Origin of the sequence: Inquilinus sp. NPDC058860, from assembly GCF_042743185.1 — a bacterium.
Lineage (GTDB): Bacteria > Pseudomonadota > Alphaproteobacteria > DSM-16000 > Inquilinaceae > Inquilinus.
This window is the reverse complement of the sequence record NZ_JBHYMS010000107.1, coordinates 1-11,350: the sequence shown is the minus strand read 5'-3', so window position 1 is coordinate 11,350 and position 11,350 is coordinate 1. Positions and strand designations below refer to the sequence as shown.

7 protein-coding genes and 2 pseudogenes are annotated in these 11,350 nt (G+C 66.2%); 4 read left to right on the top strand and 5 right to left on the bottom strand.

Annotated elements, in window-relative coordinates:
• The 3 genes and pseudogenes from ACFW16_RS35405 to ACFW16_RS35395 all read right to left on the bottom strand — a co-directional run.
• The coding region (locus ACFW16_RS35405; protein WP_380313807.1) for a calcium-binding protein at window positions 1-1,109 on the bottom strand (1,109 nt) is incomplete at its 3' end.
• A gap of 267 nt (window positions 1,110-1,376) precedes the next feature.
• Window positions 1,377-2,213, bottom strand: coding sequence for an IS5 family transposase (locus tag ACFW16_RS35400; RefSeq protein ID WP_380313806.1), 837 nt, complete (start codon window positions 2,211-2,213; stop codon window positions 1,377-1,379).
• A 111-nt stretch (window positions 2,214-2,324) separates the two neighbouring features.
• Window positions 2,325-3,588 (bottom strand): annotated as a pseudogene (locus ACFW16_RS35395) (transposase).
• A 300-nt stretch (window positions 3,589-3,888) separates the two neighbouring features.
• Between ACFW16_RS35395 and ACFW16_RS35390 the strand changes: the two are divergent.
• A complete protein-coding gene (locus ACFW16_RS35390; RefSeq protein WP_380313805.1) occupies window positions 3,889-5,946 on the top strand; it encodes a recombinase family protein in 2,058 nt (685 codons plus the stop codon).
• Window positions 5,947-5,965: 19 nt separating this feature from the next.
• Here ACFW16_RS35390 and ACFW16_RS35385 read toward each other — a convergent pair whose 3' ends face one another.
• Both ACFW16_RS35385 and ACFW16_RS35380 read right to left on the bottom strand, forming a co-directional pair.
• Complete coding sequence (locus ACFW16_RS35385; protein WP_380313804.1) at window positions 5,966-6,325, bottom strand: ATP-binding protein; 360 nt, start codon at window positions 6,323-6,325, stop codon at window positions 5,966-5,968.
• Window positions 6,322-7,618: pseudogene (locus ACFW16_RS35380) on the bottom strand (IS21 family transposase). The gene ACFW16_RS35385 and the pseudogene ACFW16_RS35380 overlap by 4 nt, the downstream one beginning before the upstream one ends.
• Window positions 7,619-8,291: 673 nt before the next feature.
• Between ACFW16_RS35380 and ACFW16_RS35375 the strand changes: the two are divergent.
• The 3 genes from ACFW16_RS35375 to ACFW16_RS35365 form a co-directional block, all read left to right on the top strand.
• Window positions 8,292-9,356, top strand: coding sequence for a helix-turn-helix domain-containing protein (locus tag ACFW16_RS35375; RefSeq protein ID WP_380313803.1), 1,065 nt, complete (start codon window positions 8,292-8,294; stop codon window positions 9,354-9,356).
• Between the two features lie 54 nt (window positions 9,357-9,410).
• Window positions 9,411-10,159, top strand: a protein-coding gene (locus ACFW16_RS35370; RefSeq protein WP_380313802.1) for an IS5 family transposase whose coding sequence is annotated in 2 segments (ribosomal slippage) — window positions 9,411-9,741 and window positions 9,741-10,159 — 750 coding nt in all. Because the reading frame shifts where the segments join, the coding sequence is not laid out codon by codon here.
• A 102-nt stretch (window positions 10,160-10,261) separates the two neighbouring features.
• Window positions 10,262-11,350 (top strand): IS630 family transposase gene (locus ACFW16_RS35365; RefSeq protein ID WP_380313801.1). Its coding sequence is split into 2 segments (ribosomal slippage), with 1,090 coding nucleotides annotated over them: window positions 10,262-10,766 and window positions 10,766-11,350; the frame shifts between segments, so codons are not numbered across the junction. This gene is flagged as partial in the annotation.

Below are 11,350 nucleotides of genomic sequence, written 5' to 3'. Positions count from 1 at the left end.
ATGTGGTCGCCATCGGTCTGGGAGAAATCGGTAATCAGGTCGAACGCCACCTTGGCCCGGGAGTCGGCGACGGCAGAGAAGACGAAGGTGTCCGCGCCGGCGCCACCGACAAGGCGGTCTGCACCGACCCCACCGGTGAGGGTGTCGTCGCCGCCCAGGCCAATCAAGTAGTTGGCGGCGGCATCCCCGGTCAAAACGTCGTTGAAGGCGCTGCCGAAGAGATGCTCGATGCCGCTATAGGTGTCACCGGCGGCGTCGCCGGTATTGCCTGCGGCGTCGGCCAGGCTGGCGGTCACGCCGGCAGCGGCGTTGTCGTACAGGGCGGAGTCGAAGCCGTCTCCGCCGATCAGAACGTCGGCTCCAGCGCCACCGATCAGTTGGTCGTTACCGGCACCGCCGTCGAGCGTATCGACGCCGTCCACACCGGACAGGCGATTGGAGCCAGCATCGCCGGTCAAAGTATCATTGAAGGCGGATCCGCGCAGGTTTTCGATGCTGGTCAGGGTGTCGCCCGCGGCGTGGCCGCCGCTGGCGGTGCCTGCAGCCAGATTGACATTCACCGCAGCGTTCGAGATCAGATAGTCTGCCATGTCCGTCCCGGCGCCGCCGTCCAGGACGTCGGCTCCCGCGGCGCCGGCCAGGCCATCATTGCCGGCGCCGCCGACGAGGGTGTTCTCGTTGTTGTTGCCGCCCAGGTAATCGTTGAAGGCCGATCCGGTGAGATTGGTGATGCCGATCAGGCTGTCGCCTTCGGCATCGCCACCTTGGCCGGTGGAGACGCCCGTCAGGCCCAGATTGATGCCCAGGATATCGATGTCGAGGTTGCCGGTTTCATACATGAGGACGGCCACGCGGGCGGCGGACGTCGAGTAATCAGCCGTGTCGACGCCGGAGAGCTGGATGTCGCCGATGCCGCCGACGACATTGAGGATGCCGCCGATGATCACGTCGGCGCCGGTGCCGCCGCTGATGACGTCGTTGCCGGAATAGCCGGCGATCAGGTCGTCGCCACCCAGGCCGTTGATCGTGTCGTCACCGAGCCCCTGGACGGGGCCCAAAAGCAGTGATGGAACAATATCTGCACCTTCAGTGCCTGTGAAATTTGCCATGGTCTGTCCTCCAAGTGAAAGGGAAGCCCGAAATTCTGATCACTTGATTCGGAGTATCTCAACGACGAATCGGAGACACTTAAAATCCAGTTTTTTTCGATCGGGTATCTGAAATATGATTCCGATTATATGCAGAAAAAGAAAACAAAGGAAAAGATTTTATGGACAAATTATCCTAAATTGAGGCAGAAGAGCTCGCGCTTGACAGAAATTCCTCGACGCGAATCGATGACCACCATGTGCGCCTGGCTGGTCTAAGAGACTGACTCATAAAGCGGAGCGGTGTCTGGCGAGTCGTTTGGAGAGGAGCCGGACGTTGGCGATCCAGATCCAGGCCTCTGCGCTGGCGACGGAAGCCTCGAAGTCCTTGGCGAGCCTTCGGCACCGGCCGAGCCAGGCGAAGGTTCGCTCGACGACCCAGCGCCGGGGCAGCAGGACGAAGCCCCGGGCGGTATTCGACCGTTTGACGATCTCGATGGTCCATTGTCCCAATCCGGCGAGCGCAGTCGCCAGCTTGTCGCCGGCATAGGCGCCGTCGGCGAACAGGTGGCGCAGCCAGGGATACAGCATCCAGATCGAGGTCAGCACGGCCATAGCCCCGTCCCGGTCCTGACGATCGGCCGGGTGGACATCGAGCCCGAGGAGATGTCCGGCGGTATCGGTGACGATATGGCGCTTGCGGCCCTTCACCTTCTTGCCGGCATCGAAGCCGCGCGGTCCGCCCGCCTCGGCGGTCTTGACCGACTGGCTGTCGATCACCCCGGCCGAGGGGCTGGCCGCGCGGCCGGAGGCCTCGCGCGACAGCATGACCAGCTCGTGATTGATCCGCTGCCAGATGCCGTCGTCGCACCAGCTGTAGAAGAAGCGCTGCACCGTCGTATAGGGCGGGTAGCTGTCGGGCAGCAGCCGCCACTGACAACCGCTCGACGCGATGTAGAACAGCGCATTCACCACCGCCCGAAGATCGGTGGTCCGGGGCCGGCCCAGCCGGCGTGGCGGCGGCAGATGCGGCGAGATCAGCCGCCATTCCTCATCCGCCGTGTCGCTTGAATACCGCAGCCCCTTCCGCCGATACTGCGGCCGGGTGATATCAGTCCAGACCATCTTGTGCTTCGTCGTAGCTCGCAACCACGACCGAATCACAACTGGCTGATATCACTCAACTCTTTTCGGGTCAGACACTGAGAACGGGCTGGCAACAGGGCGGCCGCCGGATCAGACTGCCGCTCGGCTTTCCGGTCTGGATGTCGGCCCGCGCAGGGCTCGGAAGGAGCCGGGGGACGGCAGGTCGTGCTGGCTCCAGTCGTAGGTGCCGATGAGGTTGATGTGCTCCCAGATCTGCGGCGAGACATGGCGCAGGATCTCATCCGGCAGGCCGTGGCCCTCGGCACGCAGCTGATCGACGACCCGCGACAGGCAGACGGTATTCCACAGGATGATGGCGCTAACCACCAGGTTGAGGGCTGAGGCTCGGAACGCCTGAGTCTCGAAGGAGGCGTCGCGGATCTCACCGCGCTCGTGGAAGAACACCGCCGGGTCAGCTTGTGCCCGGCCTCGCCCTTGTTCAGCCCGGCGCGACAGCGGGCGCGCAGCGCCGGGCTGGAGTACCATTCGATCATGAACAGGGTGCGTTCGATCCGCCCGATCTCCCGCAGCGCCCGGGCCAGCAGGTTGGTCTTCGGCGACGCCGCCAGCTTCTTCAGCACCACCGACGGCGCGACCTCGCGGTCCTCGATCGACAGGGCGATGCGCAGCACCTCGTCCCAGGCCTCGCGGATCGCCTGGTCGTCGATCCGGCCGCCGATGTGCTGGCGTAGTAGCGCGTCGGCGTCGGCGAAGGTGTACAGAGACCGGTCCTTCAGGTCGCGCAACCGCGGCACCAGGCGCCGGCCCAGTATCGCGAACAGCGCGAAGATGTGGTCGGTGGCGCCGCCGGTGTCGACATAGTGCCCGGCGATGTCGAGCCGGGATTCGTGGCCATAGATTCTGTCCAACACATAGGCGGCCTCGCTCTCTGTCACGCCGATCGGCAGGATGTGATGGTGCCCGTGCTGGTCGGACACCCAGGTGTAGAACTTGCCGCCCGGACCGTGGCTGTAATGAGTGTTGACGTCGCTGCGCTTGCCGGCCCGGCCTGCGGCAGGGAAGAACTGGCCGTCGGAGGAGGAGGTCGTGCCGTCGCCCCAGAGCCGAGCGTAGGGATGGCCGGCTGCGCGTTGATGATCCGGGCGACGCCAGTCTTGAACGCGGTGTCATGGGCATGGAATTGGCGGCACCAGCCGATCTGGCGGGCGGTGACGCCGGCAGGGGCGTCCGCCATGCCCTTGAGCCCGAGATTGGTGGCGTCAGCGAGGATGCCCGCATGCAGCGCCTGGATGTTGCGCGGCAGGTCGCCGGTGCGCAGATGGGTGAACGCCTCGGAGAAGCCGGTCCAGCCGTCGACCTCGGCGATCAGATCGGTGATCCGCACCAGCGGCATCCGGTCGAGGATCAGCCATTTGGCGGCCTCCGCCGCCTTGGGCACGGTCGAGCGCTCCGGCGAGACCACCAGCTTGCCGTCGGCCAGGCGGACGCCCGTGAGCTTGCCGGCGCGGGCACGATTCGCCAGCTGCTGCAGCTTGAGGGCCAGCTCCTGTCGCTTCTCGGCGAGCCAGGCGACGGGATCGGGCAGCAAGCCGAGGCGCAGATCGTCCGCCTCCTTGCGGGCCGCGACGGTCGACGCCGGCACCAGGTCGGCGGTGATCCGAGGCGAACGCTCCCTGCGGCGCGGAGGGCGGCGATGACGCGGATCACGCCTGAGCATCTGGCGCGCGGGGCCTTCGTCTACATCCGGCAATCGACGGCCGACCAGATGTTCAACAATCATGAGAGCCGGCGACGGCAGTACGGCTTGGCCGACCGCGCCCGGACGCTTGGCTGGTCCGCCGTCGAGGTGATCGACGACGATCTCGGCCGCTCCGGTTCCGGTGTCGCCCGCCCCGGATTTGAGCGGCTGCTCGCCGCGATCTGCGAGGGCCGGGTTGGCGCCGTGGTCTCGATCGAAGCCTCGCGGCTCGCCCGCAACGGCCGGGACTGGCACACGCTGCTGGAGTTCTGCGCCCTGGTCGGCACGCTGATCGTCGACGAGGACGGTGTCTACGACCCCCGGCACCCGAACGACCGCCTGCTGCTCGGCATGAAGGGCACGATGAGCGAGATGGAGCTGTCGCTGTTCCGGCAGCGCTCGCAGGCGGCCCTGAAGCAGAAGGCGCGTCGCGGCGAGCTGTTCCTGAACGTCGCTGTCGGCTATGTGAAGGCGCAGCGCGACCGCATCGAGAAGGACCCAGACCGGCGGGCCCAGGAGGCGATCGCGCTGGTCTTCGCGAAGTTCGCCGAGCTGCAGACGGTCCGCCAGGTGCACCTCTGGATGCGCCAGGAGCGGCTGCCGCTGCCGGCGGTGACCTCCGGCGCCGAGGGCCGCAGCGTCACCTGGAAGCTGCCGGTCTACAACACCCTGCACCGCATCTTAACCAACCCGATCTACGCCGGCGCCTATGCCTTTGGGCGGAGCGGGAGTCGGGTGACCATCGAGGCCGGCCGCAAGCGGGTCGTGCGCGGCTTCCGCAAGGACCGGAGCGCGTGGGAGGCTTTGATCCTCGACCACCATGAGAGCTACATTGGCTGGGCCGAGTTCGAGAGGAATCAACGCCTGATCAGCGACAACGCCAACGGCCGGAGCTTCATGAGCCGCGGCTCGGTGCGGCGTGGCGGCGCCTTGTTGGCCGGCCTGCTGCGCTGCGGCCATTGCGGCCGCAAGCTGCATGTCGCCTACAGCGGCACGAAGGGCGATGTCGGCCGGTACCACTGCCGCGGCGGGCACCTCAATCATGGCGGGGATCGCTGCATCTCGTTCGGCGGCCTGCGGATCGACCAGGCGGTCGGCGCCGAGGTGATCGCACGCCTGCAGCCGCTCGGCATCGAGGCCGCGACCGCGGCCGTCGAGGCGCGGCAAGTCGAGCATGCCGAGAAGCTGCGCCAGATCGAACTCGCGCTCGAGCAGGCCCGCTACGAAGCCGCCCGGGCGCGACGGCAGTACGATGCCGTGGATCCGGACAACCGCCTTGTCGCGGGCGAGCTGGAGCGGCGCTGGAACGACCGCCTCCTCGCCGCCCAGGCGCTGCAGGATGAGCGGGACGCGCTGGCTGCGCGCCCTCAGGCCACCTTGTCTGCCGCGGAGCGGGAGCATCTGCTCGGCCTTGGGGCTGACGTCGAGCGGGCTTGGCACAGCCCCGGCGCCACGCCGGCGACGCGCAAGCGGATCCTCCGCACGCTGATCGACGAGATCGTCGTGCGGGTCGAGGCCGACGCGCTCGACCTGGTCGTCCGCTGGCAGGGCGGCGACCATACGCCCCTGCGCGTACGCCGGAACCGCACCGGACAGCATCGCTGGCGGACGGATGCCGATGTGGTGGCGCTGGCACGGCTGATGCCCGACCCGGCGATCGCCGCCATCCTCAACCGCGCCGGCAAGACGACCGGCCGAGGCCATGGCTGGACGCGGGTCCGCGTCTGCTCGCTGCGCAACCACCACGGCATCCAAGCCTATCGCCCCGGCGAGCGTACCAAGCGCGGCGAGGTCTCCCTCGACGAGGCGGCCGGCATCCTGCAGGTCAGCGGGGCGACGGTCCGGCGCCTGATCCAGGAGCAGATCCTTCCGGCGAGCCAGGCCTGCAAAGGCGCCCCCTGGGTGATCCGCGCCGTCGACCTTGCGGCCGACGCCGTCCGAACCGCGGCCGCCGCACGCCGCCTCAGGCGGCCGCCGTCCGGCGATCCCGGCCAGAATGTCCCGGCTTTCTAACCACATAGCGAGATAAGCATCATAAAGCTGACTCGGGCGGGCCAAAGAGCACCAGATTGGCGCCCTTCTCGATCCAGCTGTCGCCAGCGGCGAGCGCCATGACCTGAGCCTTGCTGATCATCGGCACGGCGTCGAAGTCGAAGGTGGCCAGCGTCTTGCCGGGCGGCAGGCGGGCCTCCTCGAGATGGCGCTCGAAGCGCCGCCGGGCGCGTTCGGCGATCTCGTGCTCGGCCAGGGCGGCGAGGAAGCGCGCGGCCGGCCAGCCCTCGGCATCGGCGCGGGCGGCGAAGTCGGGCCACATGACCTTGATGGCGGGGAGCCTGAGGTCGTTGAGCAGCAGGCCGAGCCGGCCGGCGTCGATCGGATCGGTGGCGCTCATGCCGAGGCTCCCGGGTGAGCCGCCGTGCCCCGGACGGTGCCGAGCTCGTCATAGGCGCTAAGCGGGGCGAGGTCGACGCGCACGGTCGGGATGCTGGACGGATCTGGGGCGAAGTGGGCCCGGATGGCGGCCATGTCGGGCAGCCGGCCATCGGCCAGGCCGGCGTCGAGCATCTGGGCGAGCGCGGCCTCGCAGGCCCGCTCATGGGCGAGCGCGAGCAGCTCGACCATGGTCCGGCAGGCGGCGCGCTCCGCCCCCTGGGCGAGGAGCGCGTCGAAGGTGCGGGCATAGGCCCGGCGTGGGAAGAGCTGGTCGCGATAGACCAGGTTGAGCAGCGCCATGGGCTTGCGCCGCAACGAGTGGATGACGTGCCGGTAGTCGACGACGTGCCCGCGCTGGCCTTTGGCCTGGGCTCGCCCGCGGGCGAGCGTCATCAGCGGCGTGCCGCCGATGAAGAGCTCCAGCCGGTTGTCATAGAGGCGGACGCGCAGCCGGTGGCCGATCAGGCGGGAGGGCACGGTGTAGAACACCTTGCGCAGCGTGAAGCCGCCGGCGGAAGTCACGCTGACGATTGTCTCCTCGTGGTCGGTGGTGCGCCGCGGCGGCAGCGCCTGCAGCGCAGCCCGCTCGATATCGATCCGCTTCGCCAGGCGGGCATTGCGGCGGCCGACGATCTCATCGACGAAGCGGCGGTAGGCCGCCAGATCGTCGAACGCGCGCGTGCCGCGCAGCAGCAGCGTATCCTCGGTCGAGATTGCGGAACGCCGCCGACAGGCTGTCGCTGCGGTGCTCGTACGGCGCGCCGCCGACCGCCCACAGCGCGTTCTGCAGCCCTTCGGCCAGAGCGACGAAGCTCTCGCCGCCGAGGATGACATGGCCGTGCTCGAAGCCGCTGTAGGCAAGCCGGAAGTGGTAGAGCCGGTGGTCGAGCACGACGCCGGCGATGGTGACGCCGAGATCGGCCATGTCGGTGAAATCCGACAGCCCGAGCCGTCCCGGCTCGTGGACCTGGCGGAAGATCACCTCCTGCTCGGCGCCGTGGAGCGCCTGCCAGGCGCGGATCCGGCGCTCCAGTGTGCGGCGGACGCCGAGGCCGAGCCCGGGATGGCGCCGCAGCATCTCCTCGAACACGGCGACCGGCCGCAGGCCCGGCGCCGCCTTCAGCATCGGCACGATCTCGGCTTCCCAAACATCGGCCAGGGGATCGGGCCGGCGCCGGCCGCGGGGAAGCTTCCGGATCGAGGGAAGCCGGGAATCCTTGGAGCGGGTCGTGGTGGTCGGCGACCGCGGCATGATCACCAGCGCGAGGATCTCCGGCCGGCCGGACTCGACTGGATCACCACGCTCAGGGCGCCGGCGATCCGGGCGCTGGCCGACGGCGGCCCGCTGCAGCTGCCCCTGTTCGACGACCGCGACCTCGCCGAGATCGCCTCGCCCGACCACCCCGGCGAGCGGCTGATCCTGTGCCGCAACCCGCTGCTGGCGGCTGAGCGCCGGCGCAAGCGCGACGACCTGCTGGCCGTGACCGAGCGTGACCTTGCCCGCATCCGCCAGGCGGTCGCCGCGACCGCAATGGCGACGTCAACCGTTCAAGGAAGGTTGATCGCTCTTGCGGCCTTCATTCAAATTTTATAAAATTAGAGATAAATTTAATACAGACCGTCACCAAGAAGGGGACCCGCCTTCGACACATGCGTCAGAGAGCATGGCTTGCCTATAGGCCTCTCGGACCAGGAGAAGGGGGCAGGCTAAACCGGCCAGTTGGAGAGATCGCCGCCAAATCCCTGCCGCGGCAGCGCTGCTGAGGCGGGCTCCCGACTGAGACGAATGCAGCGACCATGACCGGCAACCTGCAGGTCAGATTGCCATCGCCAAGGAATGCCAAGTTGATGCCGACGGCCAACGACGAACAGCCGGCTTAACGGAAGAGAAACGATCGCAAAATACACGTCTGAGAAGGTCGAGTATGGTCACAATAGACAAACCGATTGTGCAAAATCTACCGCAAGCATTGTACTCGACCCGCGGTCTGCCACGGACTTCGCAAGTTGAGGCTGTCCTTGCGTACGACAACGAGTTTGCGCGCATTGTTCCTTCTGAGGCAGATCCGGCCAGCGGCTTCGATATAGAGGATCGTCTGGTCGCTCTGGGATCCATGATAGTAGGAACCAGACGAATCGCGGCATCCAGCTATGTTCGATCGGCTGCGGAGATTCGTAGGAATCCGATCGACCATTTCTGCTTTTTTGTTTGCAGATACGGCAAGGTATCCGCGAGTCAGAATATTCAATCAGGGAATGTCATCATACACGATCATGGGCAGCCATACGAAGCGTCGTACACTGACTGCGAAGAGAGCGCGGTCGTTCTCCCGCGGGAGATCATGGGCAAGGTTTCGGTATTGGCTGAAGCTCTGAATGCCCGATCGATACCCGGTCCGCTCCCTGGCCTTCTAGCGGATCACATACATAGCCTCGCCAATCGAATGTCGGAGTTCACTCTCGCCGATGCGCCTCATGTCATCGCCGCCACGCAGGCGATGATTGCCGCCTGCCTTGCCCCGACGCGAGATGCTCTGATCGCAGCGCGGGCCCCGGTTGCTGAGGCCTTGATCCAGCGGGTGAAACGGCATGTCGAAGAACATCTTCATGACCCCTCCCTATCTGTGGACCAGATTTGCCGGATCATTGGCATCTCGCGCCGGCAGGTCTATCGACTGTTCGAGCCCTGCGGCGGAGTGGAGCGTTATATCAAACGACGGCGCCTCGCATATGCCCATGCGAGGCTTGCCGATCCGGGCGAAGTCCGCCGGGTCAAGGAAATCGGCTATGATCTGGGCTTCTCGAGCGCCGCGGAGTTTAGTCGCAGCTTTCGGCAGGCCTTCGGCTATTCCCCACGGGAGGTTCGTGAGGCGATTGTGACGAAGCCGCATCCCTTATCTCCGCGACCCCGTACGGAAGAGGGTGCCCTCTACAGTGATTTGCTCCGCCAGATCTGCTCGCCGCAAACTGGGTACGGGTGTCCAGTTTAAGGTCTGTTGATATTCAGGCTTTCCATCCGGGCCTGATCGTGATTCAAGCTTCGGATGGAACGCTTCGTGCTGACGGACGCCGAGTGGGCGAAGATGGAGCCGCATTGCCTGGGCAAGTCGACGGACCCTGGGCGAAGCGGTAAGGACAACCGGCTCTTCGTCGAAGCCGTGCTTTGGATCGTTCGGACCGGAAGTCCGTGGCGGGACCTGCCGGCCTTCTTCGGCAAGTGGAACAGCGTCTTCACGCGGTATCGCGGCTGGGTCAAAGCCGATGTTTTCGTTCGGCTTTTCGAAGCCTGTTCGGACCAGCCGGACATGGAATACGCCATGGTCGACGCCACCATCGTCAAAGTCCGCCGCCACGGCCAGGGCGCAAAAGGGGGACTCAGAGCCAAGCCATAGGCCGCTCCAAGGGCGGCATGACGACCAAGATCCTCGCCCTGTGCGACGCGCTCGGCAACCTTGTGCGCTTTGGCCTGCTGACCGGTCGGTTCGACACGGTCGGCGTCGAACCGCTCATCGACGGCGTCTGCTTCGACGCCCTGATCGCCGACAAAGCCTTTGACAGCAACGCCATTATCGCCGACCTCAACCAACGCGGGGCCAAGATCGTCATCTCCCAGCACCCGCGTCGAAAAACGCCGCTGCCCATCGACACCGAGATGTACAAATGGCGGCACCTGATCGAGAATTTCTTCTGCAAACTCAAAGAGTTCAAACGCATCGCCATGCGCGCCGACAAAACCGATAAGAGCTTCTCCGCCTTCATCCATCTCGCCGCTGCCGTCATCCATTCCAGATGAATCTCAACAGGCCTTATACCAGCGGCCTGTGAGTAGGACTCATGAGGGGTTCCCGCGGTGGCCTGGATGTGATTCACCATGGCAAACGAGAGGAGGTTTGCCATGGCAGCGCCGATTGGCCTGCGGTCCGACTACGACGGCGCGACGCTTCGCGGTCTGGCGAAGGCGTCGCGGGATGCGAAGCAGACGCGTCGTCTTCTCGCCCTTGCGGTGATCTACGACGGCGGCAGCCGGGGTACGGCGGCGTCGATGGGTGGGGTCGGCCTGCAGGTGATCCGGGACTGGGTGCTGCGCTTCAACGCCGAAGGCCCGGACGGCCTGCTCGACCGCACGGCTCCCGGCGCCGAGCCCAGGCTCGCCGACGCGCATCGCCGGGCGTTGGCCGCGATCGTCGAGAGTGGGCCGATCCCCTCGGTCCACGGCGTGGTGCGCTGGCGTCGGAAGGATCTCGCGTTGTGGCTCCGCGACGAGTTCGGCCTGGTGGTGAGCGAGACCACGGTGGGCCGGGAACTGCGGGCGCTCGGCTTCCGCCGTCTGACGGCACGGCCGCGCCACCATGCCCAGAACGAGTTCGCGCTCGAAGCCTTCAAAAAAAGTTCCCCACGGAGTTGGCGACGCTCCAGGCGCGCCTGCCGGGCGGCACCGAGATAGAGATCTGGTGGCAAGACGAGGCCCGGGTCGGCCAGAAGAACAAGATCACGCGGCGCTGGGCACGGCGCGGAACGAGGCCCAGCGCGCCGCACGACCAGCGCACCAAGTCGGCCTACATCTTCGGCGCCATCTGTCCCGCCAAGGGCAAAGGAGCGGGGCTCGTCCTGCCCAAGTGCAACACCCGAGCCATGCAGCTCCATCTCGATGAGATCGCCCGAGCCGTCGATCCTGGAGCCCATGCCCTGATCATGCTCGATCAGGCCGGCTGGCACATCACCGACAAACTCGTTATCCCAGCCAACATCACCCTGCTGCCGCTGCCGCCCAAGGCCCCCGAGCTCAACCCGGTCGAGAACGTCTGGCAGTTTCTCCGCGACAACTGGCTCTCCAACCGCGTCTTCGGCTCCTACGACCACATCCTCGACCACTGCTGCGATGCCTGGAACATTCAACCGGCCGTTTCCAATGGATTCCAGCATTGCGGATCGCCAGGAACAGCAGCTTGGTCGCGGCCTCGTCGCTCGGGAAGCTGCCGCGGGT